Source organism: Paenibacillus thiaminolyticus (assembly GCF_003591545.1).
GTDB classification, from domain to species: domain Bacteria; phylum Bacillota; class Bacilli; order Paenibacillales; family Paenibacillaceae; genus Paenibacillus_B; species Paenibacillus_B thiaminolyticus_A.
Window position 1 is genome coordinate 102063 of the sequence record NZ_QYZD01000018.1, and the last position, 25265, is coordinate 127327.

Annotated in this window: 27 protein-coding genes and 5 pseudogenes; 25 read left to right on the forward strand and 7 right to left on the reverse strand. The window is 46.2% G+C overall.

All coding sequences use genetic code 11. From position 1 onward, the window contains the following. Window positions 1-12: 12 nt before the first annotated feature. Window positions 13-1272, forward strand: coding sequence for a tyrosine--tRNA ligase (gene tyrS / locus DQX05_RS18915; RefSeq protein ID WP_119795077.1), 1260 nt, complete (start codon window positions 13-15; stop codon window positions 1270-1272). 538 nt (window positions 1273-1810) lie between these two features. Then, window positions 1811-2759: pseudogene (locus tag DQX05_RS32875) on the forward strand (GNAT family N-acetyltransferase). A gap of 91 nt (window positions 2760-2850) precedes the next feature. Here the strand turns inward: DQX05_RS32875 and DQX05_RS32310 are convergent. Together DQX05_RS32310 and DQX05_RS33440 are read right to left on the reverse strand one after the other, a co-directional pair. Next, the gene (locus DQX05_RS32310) at window positions 2851-3087 is read right to left on the reverse strand and encodes a histidine phosphatase family protein (protein WP_259392104.1); all 237 of its coding nucleotides are present in this window, start codon (window positions 3085-3087) and stop codon (window positions 2851-2853) included. Window positions 3088-3091: 4 nt separating this feature from the next. Continuing rightward, window positions 3092-3208 carry a histidine phosphatase family protein gene (locus DQX05_RS33440; protein ID WP_259392108.1) on the reverse strand — a complete coding sequence of 39 codons (117 nt, stop codon included), beginning with the start codon at window positions 3206-3208 and terminating at the stop codon, window positions 3092-3094. Here DQX05_RS33440 and DQX05_RS33445 point away from each other — a divergent pair. Both DQX05_RS33445 and DQX05_RS33450 read left to right on the forward strand, forming a co-directional pair. Then, a complete protein-coding gene (locus DQX05_RS33445) occupies window positions 3154-3654 on the forward strand; it encodes a LysR family transcriptional regulator (protein WP_472924373.1) in 501 nt (166 codons plus the stop codon). The two genes, DQX05_RS33440 and DQX05_RS33445, sit on opposite strands and share 55 nt — an antisense overlap. After that, on the forward strand, window positions 3567-4004 hold the full coding sequence (locus DQX05_RS33450; protein WP_472924374.1) for a LysR substrate-binding domain-containing protein: 438 nt from the start codon (window positions 3567-3569) through the stop codon (window positions 4002-4004). Before DQX05_RS33445 ends, DQX05_RS33450 begins: the two co-directional genes overlap by 88 nt. A 65-nt stretch (window positions 4005-4069) precedes the next feature. Here DQX05_RS33450 and DQX05_RS18935 read toward each other — a convergent pair whose 3' ends face one another. Next, the gene (locus DQX05_RS18935) at window positions 4070-4564 is read right to left on the reverse strand and encodes a GlcG/HbpS family heme-binding protein (RefSeq protein ID WP_119795048.1); all 495 of its coding nucleotides are present in this window, start codon (window positions 4562-4564) and stop codon (window positions 4070-4072) included. A 360-nt stretch (window positions 4565-4924) separates the two neighbouring features. Between DQX05_RS18935 and tnpA the strand changes: the two are divergent. Together tnpA and tnpB are read left to right on the forward strand one after the other, a co-directional pair. Further along, window positions 4925-5326, forward strand: a pseudogene (tnpA, locus tag DQX05_RS18940) (IS200/IS605 family transposase). A 2-nt stretch (window positions 5327-5328) separates the two neighbouring features. Continuing rightward, window positions 5329-6420 carry an IS200/IS605 family element RNA-guided endonuclease TnpB gene (tnpB, locus tag DQX05_RS18945; RefSeq protein ID WP_119795049.1) on the forward strand — a complete coding sequence of 364 codons (1092 nt, stop codon included), beginning with the start codon at window positions 5329-5331 and terminating at the stop codon, window positions 6418-6420. A gap of 257 nt (window positions 6421-6677) precedes the next feature. Here the strand turns inward: tnpB and DQX05_RS18950 are convergent, their stop codons facing one another. Further along, a complete protein-coding gene (locus DQX05_RS18950; protein WP_119795050.1) occupies window positions 6678-7346 on the reverse strand; it encodes a DJ-1/PfpI family protein in 669 nt (222 codons plus the stop codon). Window positions 7347-7489: 143 nt separating this feature from the next. Between DQX05_RS18950 and DQX05_RS18955 the strand changes: the two genes are divergently transcribed. Together DQX05_RS18955 and DQX05_RS18960 are read left to right on the forward strand one after the other, a co-directional pair. Continuing rightward, complete coding sequence (locus DQX05_RS18955) at window positions 7490-8395, forward strand: LysR family transcriptional regulator (RefSeq protein ID WP_119795051.1); 906 nt, start codon at window positions 7490-7492, stop codon at window positions 8393-8395. A 99-nt stretch (window positions 8396-8494) separates the two neighbouring features. Further along, window positions 8495-8884, forward strand: coding sequence for an FAS1-like dehydratase domain-containing protein (locus tag DQX05_RS18960; RefSeq protein WP_119795052.1), 390 nt, complete (start codon window positions 8495-8497; stop codon window positions 8882-8884). Between the two features lie 52 nt (window positions 8885-8936). Here DQX05_RS18960 and DQX05_RS30935 read toward each other — a convergent pair whose 3' ends face one another. After that, entirely contained in the window at window positions 8937-9194 is a 258-nt protein-coding gene (locus tag DQX05_RS30935) for a hypothetical protein (RefSeq protein WP_182914817.1), read from the reverse strand. 237 nt (window positions 9195-9431) lie between these two features. Here DQX05_RS30935 and DQX05_RS18970 point away from each other — a divergent pair, with 237 nt between their 5' ends. From DQX05_RS18970 to DQX05_RS19020, 11 genes and pseudogenes are all read left to right on the forward strand, one after another. Beyond that, window positions 9432-9704 carry a nitrilase-related carbon-nitrogen hydrolase gene (locus tag DQX05_RS18970; RefSeq protein WP_119795053.1) on the forward strand — a complete coding sequence of 91 codons (273 nt, stop codon included), beginning with the start codon at window positions 9432-9434 and terminating at the stop codon, window positions 9702-9704. 358 nt (window positions 9705-10062) lie between these two features. Then, window positions 10063-10542, forward strand: a pseudogene (locus DQX05_RS33240) (ChbG/HpnK family deacetylase); the annotation flags it as partial. Between the two features lie 754 nt (window positions 10543-11296). Continuing rightward, window positions 11297-11395, forward strand: a pseudogene (locus DQX05_RS32320) (recombinase family protein); the annotation flags it as partial. Between the two features lie 57 nt (window positions 11396-11452). Beyond that, window positions 11453-11881: a GNAT family N-acetyltransferase gene (locus tag DQX05_RS18985; protein WP_119795055.1), complete on the forward strand. Its 429-nt coding sequence runs from the start codon at window positions 11453-11455 to the stop codon at window positions 11879-11881. A 371-nt stretch (window positions 11882-12252) separates the two neighbouring features. Continuing rightward, the gene (gene vanR-A / locus DQX05_RS18990; RefSeq protein ID WP_119795056.1) at window positions 12253-12948 is read left to right on the forward strand and encodes a vancomycin resistance response regulator transcription factor VanR-A; all 696 of its coding nucleotides are present in this window, start codon (window positions 12253-12255) and stop codon (window positions 12946-12948) included. After that, window positions 12932-14086, forward strand: a complete 1155-nt coding sequence (gene vanS / locus DQX05_RS18995; RefSeq protein WP_119795078.1) for a vancomycin resistance histidine kinase VanS — start codon at window positions 12932-12934, stop codon at window positions 14084-14086. The genes vanR-A and vanS overlap by 17 nt, the downstream gene beginning before the upstream one ends. A 226-nt stretch (window positions 14087-14312) precedes the next feature. Beyond that, on the forward strand, window positions 14313-15281 hold the full coding sequence (vanH, locus tag DQX05_RS19000) for a VanH-A/VanH-Pt family D-lactate dehydrogenase (RefSeq protein WP_119795057.1): 969 nt from the start codon (window positions 14313-14315) through the stop codon (window positions 15279-15281). After that, window positions 15274-16305, forward strand: coding sequence for a D-alanine--(R)-lactate ligase (gene vanA, locus DQX05_RS19005; protein WP_119795058.1), 1032 nt, complete (start codon window positions 15274-15276; stop codon window positions 16303-16305). Before vanH ends, vanA begins: the two co-directional genes overlap by 8 nt. Before the next feature lie 5 nt (window positions 16306-16310). Further along, on the forward strand, window positions 16311-16919 hold the full coding sequence (vanX, locus tag DQX05_RS19010; RefSeq protein WP_119795059.1) for a D-Ala-D-Ala dipeptidase VanX: 609 nt from the start codon (window positions 16311-16313) through the stop codon (window positions 16917-16919). 291 nt (window positions 16920-17210) lie between these two features. Next, the gene (gene vanY / locus DQX05_RS19015) at window positions 17211-18089 is read left to right on the forward strand and encodes a VanY-A/VanY-F/VanY-M family D-Ala-D-Ala carboxypeptidase (RefSeq protein WP_119795060.1); all 879 of its coding nucleotides are present in this window, start codon (window positions 17211-17213) and stop codon (window positions 18087-18089) included. A 56-nt stretch (window positions 18090-18145) separates the two neighbouring features. Then, a complete protein-coding gene (locus DQX05_RS19020; RefSeq protein ID WP_119795061.1) occupies window positions 18146-18784 on the forward strand; it encodes a VanZ family protein in 639 nt (212 codons plus the stop codon). Window positions 18785-18856: 72 nt separating this feature from the next. Here DQX05_RS19020 and DQX05_RS19025 read toward each other — a convergent pair whose 3' ends face one another. Beyond that, window positions 18857-19588 carry a putative protein N(5)-glutamine methyltransferase gene (locus DQX05_RS19025; protein ID WP_310735681.1) on the reverse strand — a complete coding sequence of 244 codons (732 nt, stop codon included), beginning with the start codon at window positions 19586-19588 and terminating at the stop codon, window positions 18857-18859. 242 nt (window positions 19589-19830) lie between these two features. After that, a pseudogene (locus DQX05_RS19030) lies at window positions 19831-20136 on the reverse strand (transposase); the annotation flags it as partial. A 301-nt stretch (window positions 20137-20437) separates the two neighbouring features. Here DQX05_RS19030 and DQX05_RS19035 point away from each other — a divergent pair. The 6 genes from DQX05_RS19035 (at window position 20438) to DQX05_RS19060 (ending at window position 25259) form a co-directional block, all read left to right on the forward strand. After that, the gene (locus DQX05_RS19035) at window positions 20438-20866 is read left to right on the forward strand and encodes a hypothetical protein (protein ID WP_119795062.1); all 429 of its coding nucleotides are present in this window, start codon (window positions 20438-20440) and stop codon (window positions 20864-20866) included. Beyond that, a complete protein-coding gene (locus tag DQX05_RS19040; protein WP_119795063.1) occupies window positions 20838-21512 on the forward strand; it encodes a hypothetical protein in 675 nt (224 codons plus the stop codon). The genes DQX05_RS19035 and DQX05_RS19040 overlap by 29 nt, the downstream gene beginning before the upstream one ends. Continuing rightward, window positions 21509-22924: a hypothetical protein gene (locus DQX05_RS19045; protein ID WP_119795064.1), complete on the forward strand. Its 1416-nt coding sequence runs from the start codon at window positions 21509-21511 to the stop codon at window positions 22922-22924. The genes DQX05_RS19040 and DQX05_RS19045 overlap by 4 nt, the downstream gene beginning before the upstream one ends. Window positions 22925-23006: 82 nt before the next feature. Then, window positions 23007-24305, forward strand: coding sequence for a pentapeptide repeat-containing protein (locus tag DQX05_RS19050; protein ID WP_119795065.1), 1299 nt, complete (start codon window positions 23007-23009; stop codon window positions 24303-24305). Between the two features lie 14 nt (window positions 24306-24319). Continuing rightward, window positions 24320-24826, forward strand: a complete 507-nt coding sequence (locus tag DQX05_RS19055) for a hypothetical protein (RefSeq protein WP_119795079.1) — start codon at window positions 24320-24322, stop codon at window positions 24824-24826. Window positions 24827-24842: 16 nt separating this feature from the next. After that, a complete protein-coding gene (locus DQX05_RS19060; protein ID WP_119795066.1) occupies window positions 24843-25259 on the forward strand; it encodes a DUF4280 domain-containing protein in 417 nt (138 codons plus the stop codon). Window positions 25260-25265: the final 6 nt, after the last annotated feature.

Sequence of the window (25265 nt, forward strand, 5' to 3'; positions counted from 1 at the left end):
GAGCTGGGAATGTTGAATATTATTGATGAACTGGAATGGCGCGAGGCGATTAATCAACAGACGGATGCTGAAGGGCTGCGCAAGCTGGTGGAAGAACAGTCGATTGCGTTGTACTGCGGGGTGGACCCGACCGGAGACAGCATGCATATCGGGCATCTCATTCCGTTCATGATGCTAAAACGATTCCAGTTGGCCGGGCACAAGCCCGTCATTCTGATCGGCGGCGCGACCGGAACGATCGGCGATCCGAGCGGACGGCAATCCGAGCGGTCGCTGCAGACGATGGAGCAGGTGCAGGCGAATGTGGATGCGCTGACTGCGCAGATGAAAAGGCTGTTCCTGACCGATGGAGACAATCAACTGCGCATGGTGAACAATTATGACTGGACGCATCAGTTGAATGTGATTGACTTTTTGCGCGACTACGGGAAAAATTTCAGCATTAATACGATGCTGGCCAAAGATATTGTGTCGAGCCGCCTGGAGAGCGGGATCTCCTACACTGAATTTTCCTACCAGATCTTGCAATCGATGGACTTCCTGCATCTGTACCGGGAAGAGGGCGTGCAGTTGCAAATCGGCGGTTCCGATCAGTGGGGGAATATTACGAGCGGCCTGGATTTGATTCGCAAAAAGGAAGGCCCTGAGGCCAAGGCGTTCGGCCTGACGATTCCGTTGATGCTGAAAGCGGATGGCACGAAGTTCGGCAAAACGGCCGGCGGCGCGATCTGGCTCGATCCGAAGAAGACGACACCGTATGAGTTCTACCAGTTCTGGGCGAACACTGATGACCGTGATGTCGTGAAATACTTGAAGTATTTCACTTTCCTCAATAAAGAAGCGATTGAAGCGCTGGCTGAGAAAGTGCGCACCGAGCCGCATAAGCGCGAAGCGCAAATAACGCTGGCCGAAGAAATGACGAGATTCGTTCACGGCGAAGAAATGCTGGCGCAGGCGAAACGAATTACCGCCGCGCTGTTCAGCGGCGATATCCGGTCGTTGACTGCGGATGAAATTGAGCAAGGCTTCAAGGAAATGCCGACGTTTGAAGCTTCCGCGGAATCCAAAAATATCGTGGAATGGCTCGTCGATATTGGCATTGAGCCGTCGAAGCGCCAGGCGCGCGAGGATATTACGAATGGCGCCATTTCGCTGAACGGCGAGCGGGTCAGCGAGCTGGAAATCGTCGTCGGCGCCGAGCATGCGATTGAAGGCCGCTTCATCATTATCCGCAAAGGAAAGAAGAAATATCATTTGGTGAAATTGGTGTAAGTGCAAGGACGAAGTGAGAGGCAAGCCAAACGAGGGGCAGGGCGATGTTGAAATCGCTGCTGCGCCCTCGTTTTTTCTCATGCAAAAGTGATTCTGCCGCGGCCGGCAGATCGCCTGAACGCCGACCGTTCAATAACATGAACATGATTGAGTTCTTGCAATTGTATATTTTTCGAAGTATAATTTCAATAATTATCGATTTGTACGTGAAGAATGTATGTGAGATATATGAATTGTACCATCATTTGCACTTATAACGAGGAAATGGCGAAAGGAGGAGTATTCGTATGAAGAAGAGAGCTTTAAAGTCTTTGTCTGCAGGTACGGGGTACTCCACTGCTGTTTTCTTTGATGCTGCGCAATCACGGGAGAAGTGTGTCCAAAATTGGATAGTAGCGGCTACTTCCTGCGCGCACGCTTACCTATAAGACAGCGGATATAATGCCACAGGCCGCTTCCCTGTGGTTACATAGCTTGTGCTAAGCGCCACAGGGTTCCTGTGGCGTTTTTAATTTTTAACCAAAAGGAGAAGAGAACTATGCAATGGATCGGAAGTAATGTGTACGTCAGACCTGTCGAGGTGTCGGATGCGGATATGCTGCTCGCTCTCGAAGTAAAGAACAGGGATTTCTTTCAACAGTTCACAGGGTTGCGGGAAGCGTCTTTTTATACGCTCCAAGGCCAGAAGGATCGTATTAAAGAGGCGATGGAGCAAAGCACAGAAGATCAAAGCATATTTGTTTGTCATTTGTGCGCAAGCATCGGGACAAATCATTGGCGAGATTATGTTGACCGAAGTCGTAAGATACAACCTGCAAAGCTGTTGGATTGGCTACTTTCTCGATAAAGAACAGAACGGGAAAGGCTATATGACCGAAGCGGTCAAGCTTGTTGTCAACTATGCGTTTCAGGAACTGGATCTTCACCGCATCGAAGCGGGGGTCATGCCGCATAACACAGGTTCCATCAAAGTGCTGTTAAAAGCCGGGTTCCATAAAGAAGGCATCGCCAAGAAAAATGTAAACATCAATGGCTATTGGGAAGATCATCAGACATTAGCTATCGTAAACGACAATACTAGGGGAGGGAAAGAGGTCAAAAAGGTTCAACGCAGCAATCCGACTACGGTTGCCGCTCCGGTCGGCCCTTATACTCATCTCACTGTCGTTCCGAAAGGGGCGGAATTGCTGGTGCTGTCCGGACAAGTCGGGACTGACATGAACGGAGACATGCCTTCGGATTTGAACGGGCAGCTATCGAATACGCTGCAAAATATTTTGCGCATCCTGAAAGGGGAGGCGGTGTCCGCCGATAATATTATCAAGATCAATATTTTGGCTACCGAAGAAATGGATTGGGACTACTTCAATGAAGTGTGGGAGAAGTTCCATGGGGGGATCGCTCCTTCGATGACGATGTCCTATGTGCCGGCTCTGGGGCTTCCTTCTCTCAAAGTCGAAATCGAAGCGTGGGCCGCCAGATGGTAATGCCAAATCGTTGTGCCAGTTAACATAATAAATATTACCGCCCCTCCTCGCAGGCGGGGCCGTTTGTTATCGCCGGCAAGACCTGTGCTCTCTATTGATAGTCAGATGTATCCCCGTACATTTCAATCATGGGAACATGGTCCTCTATCGATATTTTGCTGAGACTGGTCGATTGGACATCCGGCAAGGTTCCAAGCTCATGCAATGTTTTTTTTCCATAGTAGCCCATAATCGTCTTCAGGGTAATGCGGTGAGTCACAATCAGCACCGTCTCGCCCTGGTGTCTGGAGATGATGCTGTCGATACCGGGGATCGCCCTGCCTATCAATTACTCATAGGTTTCTCCGAAGCCGGTTGGCTGATACAAGTCCGGGCGGTTGAAAAAATGACAGCCATTCCGCTTGAAGCACGCCCAAGCTTGTCAGAGGCGAGTCTTTGTGCCCCTGCATTCTCTCTTCCACATTCCATTCCGCCTGTCCATGTCTCGTCAAGTATAAAGTCGTCTTTGCCAAGGAGCAGCCCTCCATATTTACTTCATATGAATTTGCATGCCCTCAAAATATGTTATACCGTTGCCTTGACAGGGAGCGTGACAAAAGCGGCGGAGAAGCTGAATATTAGCCAGCCGGCCATCACGGCCCAGATCAAGAAGTTCGAGAAGGAATTGGGTGTATATTTGTTCGAACCGAAAGGAAGGGGAGTTGCGCTTAAGGCCATTGGACAAAAAATAATGAATCCGGCAAAGCGGCTTTTTGCGCTGGAAGAACAAATCGAAGCGATCGTGGAAAACTATCGAAATCATCGCAGCTGGAGGAGCTCTATCAGGATGAAGTATGGTTCGTCGTTGCCCCGGACCACAAGTATGCGAATCAGCGTATCACCTTCCGTCAAATGATGACGGAGCCCTTTATTATGCGGGAGAAAGGAAGTGCGATTCGAGAGCGGCTATTCGCTCTATGCAAGACGAACATGGTGAGCCCTCCCCAAGCCGCGCTCCAATTTAGCGGGCTGAACGAGACGATCCATGCAGTCGCTTCCGGGTATGGAGCCAGCTTCATCTCTTCTCTGGCAGCCAGAGAGTATGTCGATCGGGGAGCGCTAGCCCGAGTGCATGTGGATGAGCTGCTTCCCGTCAACATGATTGCCTTATGTAAGCGCAGGGATGAAAAACACGAAGCTTGCGTTGTCGAATTTATATCGATAATTCGCCGACATTTGCATGGCTTCGCGAATGGAGCCGATTAACAAGCAACGAAGGGAACTGATTGGATGGACATCGTGTCAGTATTATCTTTTCTGGGGGTAGCCGTTCATTCACGGATCAAGTAAGGCGAGGGAACGGCTGACTGGCGCGTACCAATTCGTGCCGCTCCAATTGGCGAGCCGCCTCGCCCGTGGATACTCTCGAACGCTTGGACGGCGGCATTGGCCACTTCGATGTCTTGCGCACTTGTGCCGCCGCTAACGCCGATCCCCCCGACGATGATCCCTTTTTTGACAAGCGGAATGCCACCGCCCAGGATAACGATTCTTCCTTGATTCGTCGTGTTGATACCGAAGGTAGGTCCGCCGGGAAGAGCTGCCTCCGACAGATTGGATGTCGGCATTTTCATCGCTGCACTCGTCCATGCTTTGTTGAGAGCGATATCGATAGCGGCGATCCGGGCATTATCCATCCGGTGCAGCGCAATGAGGTTCGTCCCTTCGTCGACGATAGCGATCACCTCGGCCAGACCGAGCTCGCGAGACTTACGTTCCGCGGCAGCGATCAGCAGCTTCGCCATGTCCAATGTCAATTTGATCAAGTTCAATCACTCCCCGATGTTCATATGCTGTATTATATGGTTATTCACCCAGATACGTGATTGGGGATGGAATTACCGTGGATGTCGAAGTCATTCGAGGATGTGTAAGGCGGGAGATATTAGAGGTTATCTGAAAGGAGCAGAAAACGTGAATTCCATTCTGAAGGATTCTACACAAGTCGAATATTAGCACTCGTGTCGTAAAACCCCTTGCTTTTAGTTATGGGGATATAAGGCACTTTGCTCTGCATCCCTTCTGGGGGTACTAAGAGCAGACCAAAAGAGAGTTCTTTGTTTGGTTGATTGTTGTTAGATACACTCACTACATTTAATGAAATATGGTATAATTAACCATAGTTGATGATTTTGAGTGGATCGGTAGAGAGCCACCACAATATCGTATTGACTGTTAGTATCATGTTGTCTTTTGTCCAAAGTATCGTAAAAAGGTTTGATAGAGCCAGTAGACATTCGATTAAAAGAGTTGTTTCTTGAGAAGGCCATGGAACTACGCGCGGAAATTGTTGAAATGGAGATCATGCCTGACCACGTTCATTTGCTCCTAAGGTGTGACCCGTAGTTCGGAATTCACCGAGTCGTGAAGCATTTGCAGGGCTATACATCCAGAGTGTTGCGGATGGAATTTGGATACCTGAATAGCAGACTCCCTTCTCTTTGGACAAACTTGTTGCTACAGTCGGGACGGTTCAACTGGATGTGTTTAAAAAGTACATTGCGTCTCAAAAAGAAAGGAGTGATTGAACATGCACAGAGCCTACAAATTCCGTTTGTATCCGAACAAAAAACAAGCTGCTCTCATCAACAAAACGATTGGGTGTTCCCGCTTTGTATTCAATCACTTCCTCGCAAGACGAAAAGATGCTTACGAACAGGAAAAGAAAACGCTCAATTACCACGAATGTTCTGCCATGCTCACACAACTTAAAAAAGAGATTGAATGGTTACAAGAAGTGGATTCGACTGCCCTGCAATCCGCTTTGAAAGATTTGGATTCCTCGTACAAAAAGTTTTTCAAAGAGAAAAAAGGCTATCCCAAATTTAAAAGCAAGAAGAACCCGAAACAGTCCTACACATGCAAAATGAATATCAAAGTGGAAGGAAATTGCATCAAACTCCCTAAACTTGGATGGGTTGCGTTTGCATTATCAAGAGAAGTCGAGGGACGTATTCTGTCGGCCACGATCAGACGAAATCCTTCGGGAAAATATTTTGTGTCGGTTTTGTGTGAGACAGAGATTCAACCACATCCGCAAATCGAACAGACCGTAGGAGTTGATCTTGGCCTCATGGATTTCGCTATTCTCTCTACTGGTGAGAAGGTGGCGAACCCCAAGTACTATCGTAAGTATGAAAAACAATTGGCGAAGTGGCAACGAATTCACTCACGCAGACAAAAAGGCGGTAAAAACCGTTACAAAGCACGCCTCAAAGTGGCTTGCTTGCATGAGAAGATCGCAAATACCCGCAATGACTTCCTACATAAGCTGTCAACCAAGTTGATTAACGAAAACCAAGTGATCTGTTTGGAGGACTTGCAAGTGGAAAATATGCTCAAAAACCACAAGTTAGCAAAATCCATTGCAGATGCTTCGTGGTCTATGTTTCGTACGATGCTAGAGTATAAGACGGAATGGTACGGTCGAACCATCTCCATCGTTGGGAAGCAATTCCCTTCAAGCCAACTCTGCTCCACTCCAAATTGTGGATACCGCAATAAAGACGTGAAAAACCTCAACTTGCGAGAATGGAATTGCCCGAAATGTGGTGCTAAGCACGATCGTGACGAAAACGCTGCAATCAATATTGAGCAGGAAGGACTTCGGCTGTTGGCATAGCCAACTGAACTGTGGGACACACAGGGATAGCTTGGTGGATTTCACTCCGTTAGGAGTGACTACCCAAGAATCCCCTGCATTTAGGTAGTGGGGAGTGTCAAGGAGCACTTTACAGAAGCCAGGGATCTTGATGAATATAATTTGGAAGACGAGTCTTGAATGGGATTTGGAGATGTGACCGACTAAATACACCGATCCCCGGCTCAAACCGGGAAGCGGCTGCTGTAGAAGCTGTCGATTTCGTTCGGCAGCTTTTTTTAGTTTCCGATTGGATTGAAATATTCGATATCCTCTTTGTAAATGTTGTAGGCTTTGGCATATTCCATCACTCTGGCTACATCTGAAATGAAGGCTTCGTCATATCCGGCCCGCCGCAACAAATGGAAGCCCATTTCCATGCCGGAGGCGATGCCTGCACCGGTAATGATTCGGCCGGCATCGACAATGCGTGCCCGGCTGATCGTGCACGCCGGCGCGAGTTCGGCAAGGCGATCGATGGGCACCTTGCCCATGGCGGAAGCTTCCAGCCGATCCGGTTCTTTGCGGCTGGTCGCCGGCAGCCCGTCGAGCAGCCCCATGTTCCCATAGATCCAGGAGCCTGTGCATACGCTGGTCAGCAAGGTCGACTCGGGCAGGGAGCGTATAAAGTGGTGCAGCCGATTGTTGTAGGTCTCCTGCCGGGTTCCGAACCCGCCGGGGATGAGAAAGGCATCCATATCCGGCATGTCGTTGAAGCTGTAATTGGGGTAGACCGTAAGGCCGGCTTGGGTCTGGACGGGTCTTAATGCATCTGCGACCAGAAAGGCGTCAAGCCCTGGATCCAGCCTGCGCGCTACCGAAAATACGCCGTATGGCGCGGCATAATCGACGACTTCGGCATCTTTGAAAATATAGACACCCAATCGGAAACCTTGTTTTTGACTCATTTTTCACCCTCTCGCTTTCCTATCGAATTTTGAAATCGATTTGTAATATTGTTGCGAGATTTATGATATCATGGAATTAGCTATCGCAGTCATGAGGAAATACGATAGAACATATTTCATTTTTCGATATCAGGAGGGAACCTATGATAGAATTGCTGGAAGGAAAAGTCATGAAAACGTTTATTGCCGTGATGGAAGAAAAAAGCTTCAGCCGCGCGGCAGAGCGGTTGGGATATGTTCAATCGACGGTAACCACCCATATTCAGTCTCTGGAACAGGCTTGCAAGCAGAAATTGTTCCATCGATTGCCGCGCGGAGTGAAGCCGACGCCCGCCGGTGAAAAAATGATGAAATATGCCTATCAATTTGTTCATTTGGGATCTTCGATCGAGGAAGCGATGAATGAGCTGGAGCAGCCGAAGGGCACGGTGTATCTTCGCATGCAGGAATCTTTTTTTCTGACGCGCTTTTCTTCTTTTATACAGTATTTCGTGAACAAGTACCCCGAGGTGAAATTGCGGATTGAAGCGGGATTTTATCAGGATATTCTCGATCATGTGTTGGAGCATGCGATTGACTTCGGCATGGTCCCGCGCGATCCGCAGCGGCATGACGTCGTCTTCTATCCCTTGGTGGAAGAGAAATTGATTTTTATTGCTTCCCGGGCGCTGATGAGGGAGGTGGAGACGGAAGGTCTCCAGCGGCTAAGCCAAGAGGTCTTGATCAGCTTCGGAACCGACTGCTTGTATCATACGCAAGCGAGCCAGGCGCTGCAGGAGGCGGGCATTGCCGTGAAGGAGGCGCTGGAGCTCCCGAGCCTTGACATGATTAAGCAATCCGTGAAATGCGGATCAGGCTTTGCCCTCATTCCGGAAATTGCGGTGCAAGCCGAGCTAGCCGCAGGAGAGTTCGACGTGCTCCCCATCGGTTCGGACATCCGCTCAACGCACGGAATGATCGTTCATAAAAGCAGAGAATTAAGCTTCCCGGCCCGATTGCTGCTATCGGAGTGGACAGAGCATTCCAATGTGCAGTTCTTATGCTGCTAAAAGGTAAGGTTGGTAGAACAAGGTAAAAAATGAATGGTCATTCATTTACTTCTGTGTTAGGATGAAATACAGAATATTACATGTAAAGGAGGGGAAGGGATGATTCAAATAAATGATGTTTTTACATGGGAAAGAACGTTTACTAAAGAAGATGTTTTGGAGTTTGGACGTATTTCTGGGGATCAAGGCATTCATCATGTAGAACCTGATGAAAGAGGACGTTTAATGGTTCAGGGCTTATTAACTGCTAGTATAGGAACAAAAATTGGCGGTGATTTAAACTATATCGCAAGAGAGATGATAAGTGAATTTATTCGGCCTGTTTTTACTGGTGATACGATAACATGTGAAGTAACGTTAACCAAGATTGAACAATTGGAAGGCGTTAAGAAGGTAGAAATAAGGTCGATTTATAGGAATCAACAAGGAAAAGAAGTGCTCATTGGTTCGAGCCATGGAATTATAAGAGACAAAACTGCCAAGAATTAAGCTTCCCGGCCGGATTGCTGCTGTCGGAATGGACAGAGCATTCCATTGTACATTAGCTGAACAGGGAAAAGCCTCCACAACCAGAAGGGCGAGGAGGCTTTTTGTGTTCAAAACTATTGTATTCGATGCTATCTTCACGTGCGCCCTTCATGAGACGAGTTCCCTTCTTGCTCGCGGCGCTGCTAATCGCGGTCATCGGCACCAAGCGCGCGATCAGTTTTGTGAACGAGTCGAAATCTACATTCCCGCTGCGATCGAAGGGCGTCACGATAGGAACCATAACGCCGCGCAATTGATCTTCGGTAAGCACTGCTATCCACTCCATTTCTCAATATAAGTGATGAACGATGGATGAACATGCTTCTCGTCGGATGAATGTAATCCAGAATGTAAAGCATGGCGTCCGGAAAGTAACCATCCATTGGGGACGGATTAAGCCAATCCGGTTCGCCGGGTAAAGTGGCTGGTCCAGAAATCGTCAGATTGGATGGTTACGGGTTGCGGCATTTCCGTTATATTCAAGGCGGCATGGAAGGGGGAGAGGGGAATGAAGAAGCGTTATATCAAGGTTGCTGCCATTCAATCCGCACCCATCTTGTTCGATAAGGCAAGCGCCATGGATAAGATTGCCCAGATGACAAGAGAGGCTGCCGGACAAGGAGCGGCATTGATTGTGTTCCCGGAGGTGTTCGATCTTTCCGAGGTCACCAACAGCCGCTTTGATTTCGATGTGACGGGGCATTACAGCCGTCCGGACATCTTTCAATTGATCGTGAACGATAAAAAACAAGAAGTCGTACGAACTGCAGGCATGTCATAATGAAAGGGAGGCAGGTCCGCGCCGCTGTGGAAACTCGCCTTGGCCGCCCTCGGGCGCCCTGAGCCAGACACGACCTTGGGTCGTGTATTTTTGTAGAAAGAGAAAGGGAGAGAATGCCATGACGCAACGAAATGTAAATCAATTGCGGGAGCAATTGGATGCGATTAACGCTCAGCATCCGGTATTACGTTACCCATGAGTCCTGCGTCAATCATTCTTCGGATCGAGAGCTTTATCGGCACCGCAGCTCAAGACGTTGTACAGCCCGTGATTTCAATTCCTCATAAAGTATAATACGCTTGTAATCTAATGAGTCTATTCCGAGGAAAGACGTTCATTCGGTCCTCATTTTGTCCCACGTGAACTGTATACCCAATACGGTCGAATGCTAAAGCATGGGCTCCGCCCTACGCATGTCGATTCGCACCACTATATTCATTTGGACAATCCAGTCGTGTATTCTCTCGTTAAAAAGCTCGTGCAGTGCGAAGAACTTCCTTTGCGGCTGCCCTCCAGTCGCCGTGACCCTGAAGTTCCGTGGGTCACAGATAAACTAGTGATGTATACCTACGATAGCCAGACAGGCGTCCCCCAACTCTTGAGCCTCCTATGCAAAATCTCGGAAGGAATAACCGAGCTCTTATGCCATCCTGGCTATGTTGACGATGACGTCCGCCGGCTATCCACTTGGACGACGGCCAGGGAAGAGGAATTGCTCGTATTCATTGATCCACAGGTTGTCGCATGCATTGCAGAGCTTCAAGCTCATGGAATACTTCAAGTCATTCATTATGGCCAGTTCCCAGCCATCCGCTCCGTCCTGACTCTTGGTCGATAGCAGAGGCTTATACGCCAGTAGAGGCAAGGAACCATACTAGGTATGTCCTTATTAACTGGTTGTGATACTGGTCCAATCATTTGAAGTGCTTTCTCATATTGTATTTTAGAAAGGGGGGTGGCTTGAATGAGACGTCATCGGAAAATAATCACTGTTGTTCTTCACCGAGGTCAGAGAGTATTGGTGGAGTGCAAAAAACGCAAAAGACATTGTTGCGAAAGACATTTTTGGTAAGTACTCATTTTTGTGGAGCACCGTCGACCATGCTCCACCCCGTGTATACCCGTAAGAAGAAAGCCTCGGAGTAAACCGGGGCTTTATTTGCTCAAGAAACCCCGGAGCGATCCCGGGTTTCTTTTTTCAAATCCCCCACCATGTGTTTTTATTAATTTATCTGCGTGTACATAATTATTTTATTGTAGATAAATAGACGGATGTTAACGGATAATTTTGTACAGAAATTTCCCAGTGGTACCTTTTGTGAAACAAAGGGTTTCTTCGGCAGCCTTCTTTTTAATGAACAAACGGGCCATATTGTTGAATAAGGACGGAAATTAATTAGATCACCTAGAAATTGTAATCTATGTCGTTAAAGGGCACAACATTGCGGAATAGGGAATTTAGAAATATAATGAAGATACCCTTAAAGCATGCTAAAAGTTCTTTGTGGTTATTATCAGGGTGGTTTATTGGTTGGTTTATCTTATTTCTGTTAGAATTGCCATTATCATTTTTAATTTATTCATTGTAGCTAAGCAATGAATATTCTGTAAAAGAGATTATAGAAGGAACTGGCATTTCGCAAGGCTCTTTATACCGAGCTATCCAGAAACGAACCCTAGAAACCCCATAGCTAATCAGTTTAATTCCATTTTATATAAATGATGTGACGGACTAGAGCAGCAACCCTGTGACTACCCCTTTAACATACACTGTTTTTCTTGAAGAAAAGAAATCGTCTTCTGTACAACAAGATAACCGTTGGGGGTTATTTGTTAATGATAAATTGATTGGTATAGTATCGTATTATTGGGAACATCAGGCTTCGAATTGGTTAGAAGCTGGGCTTCCTATATATAACTATGATTATTGGAACGGTGGATATGGAACACTCTTTTTTAAAGCTTGGATAGACCATTTATTTAAATCTTTGCCTTTAGTAAGAGTAGGTTTCACAACATGGTCAGGGAATCAGCGTATGATGCGTTTAGGTGAGAAGTTGGGAATGAAGTTAGAAGGAAGACTAAGAAAGTGTAGACTGGTTAACGGTAAATATTATGACTCCATTAGAATGGGAATATTGAGAGAAGAGTGGGAACACCTAAAAAAAAATAATTAAAACTTTAATGCACTTGGGTAGTGCATTAAAGTTGCATAAAACCCTAATAGATATATGCAACTTCTAGGACTTCTTCCAAAGCCAAAAACGTTGACTTATAGGCGTTGTATCAAATTCTGCATAAACGTTTAATGCAGACATGCTGAAACCCCTTGGGTGCCAAGGGGTTTTGTGTTTCGGAACTTCCGAAAATTTTTCATTATGTAAACTGGATTTGTATAGAGTATTCATCCAAGAATGAGTTAGAATCACATTTATGGAAATCAGCGGATATCCTACGTGGATAAGCGGATTCCAGTGATTATAAATACTATATATTCGTAAAAGATTCCGATTGAGAAAAGCAAATCCATACAGGAGAGTTGATAACTATGAGCGATAAAATACTTGTTGTGGACGATGAACATGAAATTGCCGATTTGGTTGAGCTATACTTGAAAAACGAGAATTATACGGTTTTCAAATACTATACCGCCAAAGAAGCGTTGGAATGTATAGACAAGGCCGATCTTGACCTTGCCATATTGGACATCATGCTTCCCGGCGCAAGCGGCCTCGCTATCTGCCAAAAAATAAGGGACAAGCACACCTATCCAATTATCATGCTGACCGCGAAAGATACGGAGGTAGATAAAATTACAGGGCTAACAATCGGCGCGGACGATTATATAACGAAGCCCTTTCGCCCGCTGGAGTTAATTGCGAGGGTCAAGGCGCAGTTGCGCCGATACAAAAAATACAGTGGAGTAGCGGAGCAGAACGAAAATGTTATCGTCCACTCCGGCCTTGTCATTAATATAAACACGCATGAGTGTTTTCTGAACGAGAAGCAGTTATCACTCACTCCCACCGAGTTTTCAATCCTGCGCATCCTCTGTGAAAACAAGGGGAATGTGGTTAGCTCCGAGCAGTTATTTCATGAGATATGGGGCGACGAATATTTCAGCAAGAGCAACAACACCATTACCGTGCATATCCGGCATCTGCGCGAAAAAATGAACGACACCATTGATAATCCGAAGTATATAAAAACGGTATGGGGGGTTGGCTATAAAATTGAAAAATAAGAATAAAAAAACCGATTATTCCAAACTAAAACGAAAACTCTACCAGTATATCGTTGTGATTGTTATGGCAGCAGTTGTATTCGTGTTGTTTTTACGTTTATTTATCAAGGGGACACTTGGGGAGTGGATCGTACGTTTTTTGGAAAACAGTTATCACTTAGAGCGTCAGGACGCGATGAAAATATATCAGTATACTATACGGAACAATATAGAAATCTTTATTTATGTGGCGATTGCCATTAGTATTCTTATTCTATGCCGCGTCATGCTTTCAAAATTTGCAAAATACTTTGACGAGATAAATACCGGCATTGATATACTTATTCAGAACGAAGATAAACAAATTGAGCTTTCTGCGGAAATGGAGTTCATGGAACAGAAGCTCAACACATTAAAACGGACTCTGGAAAAGCGAGAGCAGGATGCAAAGCTGGCCGAACAAAGAAAAAATGACGTTGTTATGTACTTGGCGCACGATATTAAAACGCCCCTTACATCCGTTATCGGTTATCTGAGCCTGCTTGACGAGGCGCAAGACATGCCGGTAGAGCAAAAGGCAAAGTATGTGCATATCACGTTGGACAAAGCGTATCGCCTCGAACAGCTAATCGACGAGTTTTTTGAGATTACACGGTATAACCTCCAAACGATTACGCTCACGAAAAAGCACATAGACCTATACTATATGCTGGTGCAGATGACCGATGAATTTTATCCCCAGCTTGCCGCGAATGGAAAACAGGCGGTTATCCATGCTTCCGAGGATTTGACCGTATCCGGCGACCCCGATAAGCTGGCGAGGGTCTTTAACAACATTTTGAAAAACGCCGCTGCATACAGCGAGGACAACAGCGTCATTGACATTACGGCGGGCCTCTCCGGGGATGTGGTGTCCATCGTTTTCAAGAACGCCGGAAGCATCCCCAAAGATAAGCTCGCTGCCATATTTGAAAAGTTTTACAGGCTGGACGATGCCCGTTCTTCCGATACGGGCGGCGCGGGACTTGGATTGGCGATTGCAAAACAAATCATTGTTCAGCATGGCGGGCAGATTTACGCGGAAAGCAATGATAACTACACGACGTTCACGGTAGAGCTTCCGGCCTTGCCAGACTTGGTTGATAAAAGGAGTTCCTAAGAAATGAACATCGTTTCTTAGGAAAATCTCAAGGTCATCTTTACTTTTTCTTAGGAAATTAACAATTTAATATTAAAAAACGGCTCGTTCTTACGCGGTAGACTTAAACCGTAAGAACGAGCTTTTTTCGTTTCTCCAGAGAAGGATATGACAAGTTTACCGCGATCATCGGCATCCCCGTTTTATTTCTTATTGGTGCCTTTCGAAGAAAGGAATGGTCTTAATTATGAAAAACATCGGCATTACCGTTTATGGATGCGAGCAGGATGAGGCAGATGCATTCCGTGCCCTTTCGCCGCGCTTTGGCATTATGCCCACGATAATTAACGCCGCCGTGTCAGAAGCCAACGCCATATCAGCCCCCTGCAATCAATGTATCAGCGTGGGACACAAATCCGAGGTTTCCGCGTCTATTCTTCTTGCGCTGAAGAGAGCCGGCGTGAAATATATCTCTACCCGAAGCATCGGCTGCAATCATATAGATACAACTGCCGCTAAGAGAATGGGCATCGCTGTCGGCAATGTGGCGTATTCGCCGGATAGCCTTGCCGATTATACCATGATGCTGATGCTTATGGCAGTACGCAACGCCAAATCTATTGTGCGCTCTGTGGAAAAACATGATTTCAGGTTGGACAGTGTCCGTGGCAAGGTACTGCGCGACATGACAGTCGGCGTGGTGGGAACCGGCCATATAGGCAAAGCGGTTATTGAGCGGCTGCGGGGATTTGGATGTCATGTGCTGGCTTATGATCGCAGCCAAAAAATAGAGGCAAACTATGTTCCGTTTGATGCGTTGTTGCAAAATAGCGATATCGTTACGCTTCATGTGCCGCTCAATGCGGATACGCGCCATATCATCGGCCACGAACAAATAAAGAGAATGAAGCAAGGCGCGTTTATTATCAATACTGGGCGCGGTCCACTTGTAGATACCGATGCGCTGGTTAAAGCATTAGAAAACGGAAAACTGGGCGGTGCCGCATTGGATGTATTGGAGGGAGAGGAAGAGTTTTTCTACTCTGATTGCTCACAAAAACCAATTGATAATCAATTTTTACTGAAACTTCAAAGAATGCCGAACGTGATAATCACGCCGCATACGGCTTACTATACCGAACAGGCGTTGCGTGATACCGTTGAAAAAACAATTAAAAACTGTTTGGATTTTGAAAGGAGCCAGGAGCATGAATAGAGTAAAAGTTGCAATCCTGTTTGGGGGTTGCTCGGAGGAGCATGACGTGTCGGTTAAATCTGCAAGAGAGATTGCCGCTAACATTGACAACGAAAAATACGAGCCGTTATACATTGGAATTACGAAATCCGGTGTTTGGAAAATGTGCGAAAAACCGTGCGCGGAATGGGAAAACAGCAATTGCTATTCAGCCGTACTCTCGCCGGATAAAGAAATGCACGGTTTGCTTGTTAAAAAGAACCATGAATATGAAATCCACCACGTTGATGTAGCATTTTCGGTTTTGCACGGCAAGTCGGGTGAAGATGGATCAATACAAGGTCTGTTTGAATTGTCCGGTATCCCCTATGTGGGCTGCGATATTCAAAGCTCCGCGATTTGTATGGACAAATCGCTGACATACACAATTGCGAAAAACGCTGGCATAGCTACTCCTGAATTTTGGGTTATTAATAAAGACGATAAGCCGGCGATAGATGCGTTTACCTATCCTGTTTTTGTTAAGCCGGCGCGTTCAGGCTCATCTTATGGCGTGAAAAAAGTCAATGGCGCAGACGAATTGGACGCCGCAATTGAATCGGCAAGACAATATGACAGCAAAATCTTAATTGAGCAGGCTGTTTTGGGCTGTGAGGTCGGTTGTGCCGTATTGGGAAACAGTTCCGAGTTGATTGTTGGCGAGGTGGACCAAATCAGGCTGCAGCACGGTATCTTTCGTATTCATCAGGAAGCCGAGCCGGAAAAAGGCTCTGAAAACGCAGTTATAACCATTCCCGCAGACCTGTCGGTAGAGGTGCGAGGACGGATACAGGAAACGGCAAAAAAAATATATAAGGCGCTCGGTTGTAGAGGTCTTTCCCGTGTTGATATGTTTTTACAAGATAACGGCAGCATTGTACTTAACGAAGTCAATACCCTGCCTGGTTTCACATCATACAGCCGTTATCCCCGTATGATGGTCGCTGCAGGTATAACGCTTCCCGAACTGATTGACCGCCTGATCGTATTAGCATTAAAGGGATGATAAGAATGAAAATAGGATTTACTTTTTTAGATGAAATAGTACACGGTGTTCGTTGGGACGCTAAATATGCCACATGGGACAATTTCACCGGAAAGCCGGTTGACGGATATGAAGTAAATCGCATTGTAGGAACATACGAGTTGGCCGACGCGCTTTTGAAGGTAAAAGAACTGGCTGCTACTCAAGGGTACGGATTGCTTTTATGGGACGGTTACCGTCCCCAACGCGCTGTAAACTGTTTTTTGCAATGGGCTGCACAGCCGGAAGATGACCTGACAAAGGAAAGATATTATCCCAATATTGACCGAACCGAGATGGTTTCAAAAGGATACGTGGCTTCAAAATCAAGCCATAGCCGCGGAAGTGCAATTGATCTTACGCTTTATCGATTAGACACGGGTGAGCTGGTACCAATGGGGAGCGGATTTGATTTTATGGATGAACGCTCTCATCATGCGGCAAAAGGAATTTCAGGCAATGAAGCGCAAAATCGCAGACGTTTGCGTTCCATCATGGAAAACAGTGGGTTTGAAGCATATAGCTTCGAATGGTGGCACTATGTATTAAGAAACGAACCATACCCCAATAGCTATTTTGATTTCCCCGTTAAATAAACTTTTAACCGTTGCACGGACAACCTATATAAAGCTATCTCTTTCGGCAGGGAATCCGTCGTTTGCAACTGGTTTGTAGGGAATTTATATATAGTAGATAGTATTGAAGATGTAAGCAGGGCGATATTGCGGTCATTCTCTGCGGGCGCTGCGGCAAGATGAGCCTGAAAAACAAGACTGAACGAATAGATGGGCGGTATTCCACACCGCCCGTTTGCTCCGCAATTTCACAGGCAGTTATTTCGCCCCGCCGGTTTTGCTATTATCACCAAGTTAAGGAGGAAACTGAAAATGAAGAAGTGGGGTCTTTTATTTTTATTGTGCTTAGGTTTTGCCTTCATTAATAAAGCACTGTTTTTTCAGGAAAAAGTAGAAATTCAAAATTATGATCAAAATCCCAAAGATCATTTAGATAATAGAGGGACTTCTGAAAGTACGCAAACGAAAACGATTACAAATGAACAGATTTATCAAGGAAATCTGCTATTATTCAACAGTAAATATCCTGTTCGCCAAGAAAGTGTGAAGTCAGATATCGTAAATTTATCTAAACATAACGAATTGATAAATGGGTACGGGTTGCTTGATACGAATATTTATATGTCAAAAGGAATAGCACAAAAATTTTCAGAGATGGTCAATGATGCTGTAAAGGAAGGGGTTAGTCATTTTATTATTAATAGTGGCTATCGTGACTTTGATGAGCAAAGTGTGCTTTACCAAGAAATGGGGGCTGATTATGCCTTGCCAGCAGGTTATAGTGAACATAATTCAGGCTTATCACTTGATGTAGGATCAAGCTTAACGAAAATGGAGCGAGCACCTGAAGGAAAGTGGCTGAAAGAAAATGCTTGGAAATACGGCTTTATATTACGCTATCCAAAGGATAAAACTGATGTTACTGGAATTCAATATGAACCATGGCATATCCGTTATGTTGGTTTCCCTCACAGCGCGATTATGAAAGAAAAGAATTTCGCTCTAGAAGAATATATGGATTTTTTGAAGGAAGAAGAGAGCATTTCTGTTAGTATTGATGGGCAAAAATATACGATTTCATATTATCCCATTTCTCAAAACGAGACAATTGACGTTGAAATACCAGTGGATGAACATTATGAAATATCTGGTAATAATATAGATGGAGTGATTGTGACCACCCGTTCTTGAATTATGTTCTAAAATGACAAAGTCATAGATTAAAATGTAAAGCTAGGAGATTCTATATGCATACAGGAGTTTTAATTAGTTATTTGTATACTTATTTTTGTACTATTATTTTTTGTATTGTGTTTCAAATTGGATTTTATTTTAAAGCGCAAAAAAATATATCTATTCTGCATTTTCTATGGGTGTATGTTTTTCTGTTCTACCTTTCGCTAGTGTATAAGATGACGGGGATAGCGACTGTATGGGATATAAGAAGATATGAAACATTGATTCGTGCAAGTGAAATCAACTTGATTCCATTTGCTTCTGAAGGTATTACTACTTATGTTTTGAACATTTTACTGTTTATGCCGTTAGGTTTTTTATTGCCGACTATTTGGCCGCAGTTTAGAACAATGAAAAATACCGCATATGCTGGATTCTTTTTTTCATTGGCTATTGAGTTTAGTCAATTGCTAAATCATAGGATTACAGATATTGATGATTTATTTATGAACACCCTGGGGGCGATTATTGGGTATTTATTATATAGAGCTTTATTTAAAATAATATATAAAAGAGATGAAAAAAAGCTTGATAATAACTCTTCTCTAGTAATAAAATACGAGGCTATTTTTTATTTAGTTTGCTCATTTGTAGGCATGATGTTAATTTATTATCCAGCTTTATTTGGAAGGCCTATAGTCCTCCAATGAGGTGATGTTACTGGAAGTACATATAAAGGCCCAGGAATTTATAAATTCTTGGGCTTTTATTTGTGGTAATGTCTAGCTGTCCGTATTCACTCTAAAGAGATGGTTAGTTCCGATTACAACAGTAGCGTCCAATTCATCACAATTTTTCACCTGTGGAATTAGCCCGTTTTGAGCAAATATCTCAACAGTTTGCAAGGCCTGTTGGTGGCTAGTCTCAACAAGTAGATGACCACCGGGTGCCAGCCAGAGTAATGCCTCAGCAGCTACCCGTCGCTGGACATCCAGTCCTTCCGCCCCACCGTCGAGTGCCAACCTTGCCCCATATTCTCGGGCTTCTCGAGGTAACAGCTTAATTGCCTCAGTAGGTACGTAGGGTGCGTTTGCGACCAAAATGTGAACGCACCCACGTAGTTTAGTTGGAAGTGGATGGTAGAGAACAACTTCGTACACATTACCGTTGACCCAATTAAGATTATGACAAGCACATTTCACTGAGGCTGAATCTATGTCGACTGCATACAGATCAATCCCTCCTAGAACTGTAGCCAGTGCAGCGCACACCGCACCCGTACAGCAGTATAAGTCAACTATGATAGCTCCTCGCATTGCAAGGTAAGCTGCCTGTTGGATAAGAAACTCAGTACGGCGGCGAGGTACGAAAACTCCTGATTCCACAGCTATCCGAGTACCACAGAAATCTGCCCAACCAATGATGTGTTCCAAGGGAAAACCAGCTACTCGTCGTTCCACCATGTCGGTGAGTATTTTCGGTTCGTGCCTCTGAGATAAGCAATTGTGCCTCATCGGCAATCCGAAGCCTGGTAATACATTTCTCTGCTTCAGCGTCTATATAAAAATCGAATTGCTTTCCCATTCATTCACCACTCTTGATACCTTTTTAAGTTTATTATTAATAATTCTTTAAAAGTTAGAGAACCCCTGTTTCAAGTAACCTGTATTTAATTAAAGTTGACGTATACCATCTTAGCTTGATGGAGGTCAAGTCCAAAATTATGTGTAAATTCCCTCAAGCAAAATTCGTTGCTCTAGCTTAACCGTACAACCTTGGAAGAAGTCTTGGCATGTGTTTTGCGCCATTCCAAATAATCCGTCATATCCAAATATTTGCGGCCATTGCTCCACTTCTCATCCATTTCCATCAACAAGGCTCCAAGCAGCCGGTATGCAGATTCACGGTTAGGGAAGATACGAATGACACGTTCACGACGTCGTACTTCCTCGTTTAAACGCTCCTGGCTGTTCGTCGTCCGCAGACGCTTGCGGTACTTCTCTGGAATCGACATTGCTGCCGTAGCATCGTCGAAACCTTGCTCCGATATAAGCATCGCTCGCAAGTGGAGGCTTCCCATTCCCGCCGGCATAGCCCCTCTGCTTTCCGATGTAGAGCGGACTCACCCGTTCACGGCTTCCTTCCCGGACATCAAGGCGACCGAAATAAGGCTCTCGCAACATTGGGCGGAAACATCTGGTTGTATTTCGACGAATTTCGCTATCAAATGCCTATAATTGGTTGCGATAGACCTGTGTGGAAGACTCATATACGCTTGTTAGGCTTTTTTTTATGATGAATACAAAAAAAGGGATCTTCGGGCTGTTTTATTCGAGGGAAGGGATGGTGAGTGGAATGGAATTATGGATGAGAAAATTCAGGCGCTGCTGAACGAAGCAGAGAAAGCGAAGGAGCCGCACGGCATTCGTACGGTACCGGTACCGGTTGGAAAGCGCTACTACACGTTCGAGGAGCAACCATTCTTCGACGGCAAGCTGACGATGTATATCCCGCAGGATTTTACGGACATCCGTGTTGGACGATGCATCGATAACGGTCCAATGGAATCTTTCTGGGGAACTCTAAAATGCCTTCATGCCAACTTCGCTATCAGCCCACGATTAAAACCGTGGGCTTTCTTGCTCAGAAAATCTGTAAAAAATCTCTCTTCCGGCCGATACATACGTAAGATGGGTATTGTTAAATATATCCTCCCAATTTTGCTTTCTGAAGTCATATTCCTAAGAAGAAGGGACTACCCTTATGAACGATATGGACACGCAGATCCTTAGCATCAAAAACAAGCTTAATCATACTGCTGCATCTAAAGACGGAAATACGATCCTATCTCAAACGACTGTAAATGATCACGATAAAACCATAACTGAAAAAAATTCAGTGTTACGGCTGGGCGATGATCTCATTCCATTGGAAATGAGAGTGATTTTGGAAGGGCAAATGGAGGTTAGCGTCCCGAAATTTTTTAAGCTAATGCCGCTTGCGCAAGCCAGGTTTAAATATCCTTCGGAGCATCGGCCGGAGGTCATTTATACTTCGGAGGACGGGACGGTGAATATCACCTTTAATCGCACCGAAACCTCTTTGGCGGTCGAGGAGCTTCCTGATTTTGTCGAGCAGATGGCAGACGTTCTGCGGTCTGTACAACCGATCCGTAACTGGATGGGTACTCAAGTGATGGTGAATCGTTCCGGTCTATCCATCGGGCGAATCCGTTTTATAGCTGCGGGCGTGGATACGAATTTGTACAACGAAATCCTGCTTTTTGTCCATGCAGGACAAGTGATGATGGGTACGTTCAACTGTATGGAATCGGATATGGAGGTATGGATGCCTGTAGCGGAAAATACGGTCCAATCGCTTCATCCGATGCCATCGCCCTTGCACTCTACGTGTAAGAAAGGAGCGGATTCGCTATGAGCCTGGGCTACGATAATATCCTGATCCATCCCTATAAGCTGGTCGAGCTGGAGCAGCTTACCCTCATGAAGAAAATTAACGAGCATACCCGGCTTTATTTTACAGGAATTATCCCGGAAGAGATGCGGGACAGCTATGTGGAAGAGACGGAGAAGAACACGGTCATTGAGGTGAGTCTGCGGGATGAATCGGGCGACAGCAAGCCGTTATTCAGCGGGATCACACTTTCGGTCGAAGTAAAGGTCGTTCGGGATGTGTACTACCTTATGGTCGAGGCCATTTCTCATACCTACCGGATGGATATCCAGCAGCGCACCCGTTCTTTTCAGTATACCCAAATGACGATTCCCCAGATGCTGGAGATCATTGGCGAGGATTATGAAGGGCTGGACGTGATTGATGGAGCGACAGGCGGAGAGTCCATCGGGCGGATTGCTATCCAGTATCAGGAGACAGACTGGGCTTTTTTAAGACGCATGGCTTCTCGCTATCATACAAGTCTGATGCCTGTGGCCCGTTTTGACAGTCCTAAATTTTATTTTGGCATCGAGGACAGCCCGGCACAGGCGGTGCTGGATCATACCCGTTATACCGTGCGCAAGCAAATGCTGCCTTTCCGTTATTTTCAGCAGAACGAGCAGGTAAAGGTGGACGAAAATGATTTTATTGTTTATGAGGTCGAGACGGACGAGGTGCTGGATTTGGGGGCCCGGTTGTCTTTTCAGGGACACAGTTTGTTTGTCATTCAGGCCTATTCGGAGATGAGGCAGGGGCTACTGCGACATCAATATGTGCTTACCCCGTATAAAGGCTTACGGCAGAAATGCTACTATCAGGAAAAACTGGCGGGTGCTTCGTTAGGCGGGGTGGTCGTGGACGTGCGTCAGGATCAGGTGCGTATTCATCTGGATTGCGACGAGAAGCAGGTGGTCGATCAGGCGCATTGGTTTACCTATTCAGCGGTGTATAGCGGCGGAGGACATACAGGCTGGTACGTGATGCCGGAAAAAGGAGACCCGGTTTCTTTGTATTTTCCAGGCAGCCGTGAAGAGGATGGGGTTGCGGGAAGTGCGGTTCGACGTGCAGGTAGAGAGAGCGGACACAACAAGTTTTCCAATCCGCAGATGAAAGTCTGGCGAACGCCTCATGGAAAAGAAATTCGTCTGGGACCGGATGAACTGGTTGTGACGGGGAAAGATGGCGCTATTTTTATCAAGCTGGACGATAAGGAAGGCATTCATATTGTGAGTAATAAGCAGGTTAGTATATCGGCGGGTGGCAACTTGAGCTTGTCTGCTGGGAAAAAGATGAGTTTGTCCGCAGGCAGCGAGCTGCGTATGGGGTGCAAAGGCAGTCATATTCAGTTGAGCGGGTCAGCGGATATGAAGGGCAGTGAAGTCAAGTCGAACTAGGCTATTTATGGTGCGGCCGCAGGATGGCGGCAGCATGATGAGATGACATAGGAAGAACTTCAGGTCGTGGAGGAATGCACAAATGGAGGAGCCTAAAGATGAGCTAAATCCAAAGCAGCAAGCCCAAGCCGTCTTGAAGCAGGCGTGGTTTCTAATCCGTAGAGATTGGGCATTGAAGTTCAAGACGGTACAAGAGCAACGGATAAAGGCCTGTGTCGAGGATTTTCGGGGGTATTGCCGGGACATTCGGCACGAGCAGATTCAAGGAAGAAAAGGAAAGATCGGTTATATCACATACTCCATGCTGCGTACCACATGGCTGGAGGGGCGACCTGCTTATCTTGTGGAGGCTTCGGATGCTTTATGGATGCTTGAGCCCGAGCCGATCCGATTTGAATGGGATACAAGCTGGTCCTATTCCTATTGGACCGATTTGCAGCACTTGCGAAGAGAGGCAGAGAAGCAGTATGTTTCTCTATCAGAGCTTGAATGGGAGCATGCCATGCTGGAGGCGGCAGAACATGTTCATGCACTCATTGTAAATATGATCCGCCTGGTGATGAAACAGGCTGTGTGCTTACCGGAGTTTCAAGAGCTGGAGCGGGAAGAGATGTTCGAGATTCGTGTGGGGGAATACATGGACCATAGCGTATCGGTGTATCGCGAGGATCGCAGAGCCATGGAGGCAAGTGAGATTCGGTCGTGGCTGGAGGAAAAAGAAGAATATGCGTACAGCTATCAAGCGTTGACCCAAGTTCAACTGTCAGATGGAGATTACAGTCTGCTGGATTTTCGCTATACGGCTTTTCGGCAGATTGAGATGGAGCGCAGGCGCTTGCATGGCTGTGTTTTAGTAGGAACGGTATGGCAGCAAAGCCAGTTGAATGGAATCGACTTGACCTACAGCTTGCTTTATGGAGCCGATTTTAGCGGATGCTCGATGAAAGGGGCGATATTCGATGCCGTTATGGGTAACGCCGGATACGGACCAGGTGCTTCTTTAGATTGGGAGCCATTGGGTTTTGTTGGCGTGGATTTCACAGGGGCGAGCTTGCAGCAGGCCCGTTTTAAAGATGCACAGCTGCGCGGAGCCGTGTTTCAAAACGCGTTACTGCATCGATCGACTTTGAACGGAGCGGATCTAACGGATGCCTGCTTTGCTGGAGCAGATGTATCAGGTGCATCTTTTGAAGGTGCTTGTTTGAGCGGGGCTGATTTTACGGGAGCCAATGTACAAGGAGTCATTTTTACGGATGCACAGCGTAGAGAAGCCATTGGATTGGACGGGGCAACTTTGGCGACTTCGCTTCCAGATGGAGAGCCGTCTTCTGAGCCTGCACATATAAGGGATGCCGTTAATAAAAGGAAGTGGCTGCATTGAGATATTTTCGACTGATGGTAGACGAGCGGGTAATGAATCGGGTGGAGCCTGCTGCGATGTCTCCTTTGCAAGTAACAGATATCCTGACGGAGACCCAGGGACAGAAACAACAGGAGGCCTCTCTTTTTCTAGCTGTACATACCGATCCACAAACGGTGTACCCAGATTTTTTGGAATTTCCTCTGCCGCTGGTGTCGGATCGGATGAAAGCATTATTGGAGAAATATATGCCGGGACTGGAATGGAGGGCGGCCATCCTTACCGATTTTCAGCAGGCCAGACAGGACGTATACTGGTTGCTTCGTCCGCCGATGGAGGACTGTTTGTCCGCACACACGGAATGGTACCCCAATCAGACATTGAAGCGTTTGGTACTGAGACAGGGGGAGGTGGAGTCGCCTGTTTTTCGGATTAAGGGGCTTATCGAACCTCATATCTATATCCATTTGGCTGTGGCGGAAAGCTTGCTGCGCCGATTCTTTACAGGCATTCGAGTACAAAGAGTCGAGATGGAGGCATGAAGGAGGATAGAGTAAGGTGGAAAATACGCAGGTAAGACCGGGAAGCGGCGCGAAAAAAAGCTATGTCGTGGCAGGAGCGATCGTAAGCTGTAGTTATGGTACGCAGCCTACCCGTTTGAAAAGGCCTTTTAGCCATGGCGTCTACATAAAAAACAAAGCCCAAATGAATATTGGAGATTACGTGCCGGGGGTGAACATTGAGTCTTTTGGGAATTGCTCCAGCCTACTCAATCCAGCCGTACAGGCCAGTGAGATGGTAGACATCTATGGCGTGAAGAAGGCTCCGTGTGTTCCGGTGCTGACTATGCCATGGCTGAACGGGAAAAGTGATATGAAGATCGAGGGGCAGCCTGCCTTGACGCAGAACTGCACCCTACAGTGTCTATATTGTGGTCATATCCAAATCGAAAATGACGGGCAGGAGTTGGATTAAGGTTCT

Coding starts and splice junctions, on each gene's coding strand:
- DQX05_RS33440 (WP_259392108.1), bottom strand. CDS start 3,208: ATGCAGGGGCACAAAGACTCGCCTCTGACAAGCTTGGGCGTGCTTCAA.
- tnpB (WP_119795049.1), top strand. CDS start 5,329: ATGCACAGAGCCTACAAATTCCGTTTGTATCCGAACAAAAAACAAGCT.
- DQX05_RS18950 (WP_119795050.1), bottom strand. CDS start 7,346: ATGAGTCAAAAACAAGGTTTCCGATTGGGTGTCTATATTTTCAAAGAT.
- DQX05_RS18955 (WP_119795051.1), top strand. CDS start 7,490: ATGATAGAATTGCTGGAAGGAAAAGTCATGAAAACGTTTATTGCCGTG.
- DQX05_RS18960 (WP_119795052.1), top strand. CDS start 8,495: ATGATTCAAATAAATGATGTTTTTACATGGGAAAGAACGTTTACTAAA.
- DQX05_RS18970 (WP_119795053.1), top strand. CDS start 9,432: ATGAAGAAGCGTTATATCAAGGTTGCTGCCATTCAATCCGCACCCATC.
- vanR-A (WP_119795056.1), top strand. CDS start 12,253: ATGAGCGATAAAATACTTGTTGTGGACGATGAACATGAAATTGCCGAT.
- vanH (WP_119795057.1), top strand. CDS start 14,313: ATGAAAAACATCGGCATTACCGTTTATGGATGCGAGCAGGATGAGGCA.
- vanA (WP_119795058.1), top strand. CDS start 15,274: ATGAATAGAGTAAAAGTTGCAATCCTGTTTGGGGGTTGCTCGGAGGAG.
- vanX (WP_119795059.1), top strand. CDS start 16,311: ATGAAAATAGGATTTACTTTTTTAGATGAAATAGTACACGGTGTTCGT.
- vanY (WP_119795060.1), top strand. CDS start 17,211: ATGAAGAAGTGGGGTCTTTTATTTTTATTGTGCTTAGGTTTTGCCTTC.
- DQX05_RS19020 (WP_119795061.1), top strand. CDS start 18,146: ATGCATACAGGAGTTTTAATTAGTTATTTGTATACTTATTTTTGTACT.
- DQX05_RS19025 (WP_310735681.1), bottom strand. CDS start 19,588: ATGAGGCACAATTGCTTATCTCAGAGGCACGAACCGAAAATACTCACC.
- DQX05_RS19035 (WP_119795062.1), top strand. CDS start 20,438: ATGGATGAGAAAATTCAGGCGCTGCTGAACGAAGCAGAGAAAGCGAAG.
- DQX05_RS19040 (WP_119795063.1), top strand. CDS start 20,838: ATGAACGATATGGACACGCAGATCCTTAGCATCAAAAACAAGCTTAAT.
- DQX05_RS19045 (WP_119795064.1), top strand. CDS start 21,509: ATGAGCCTGGGCTACGATAATATCCTGATCCATCCCTATAAGCTGGTC.
- DQX05_RS19050 (WP_119795065.1), top strand. CDS start 23,007: ATGGAGGAGCCTAAAGATGAGCTAAATCCAAAGCAGCAAGCCCAAGCC.
- DQX05_RS19055 (WP_119795079.1), top strand. CDS start 24,320: ATGGTAGACGAGCGGGTAATGAATCGGGTGGAGCCTGCTGCGATGTCT.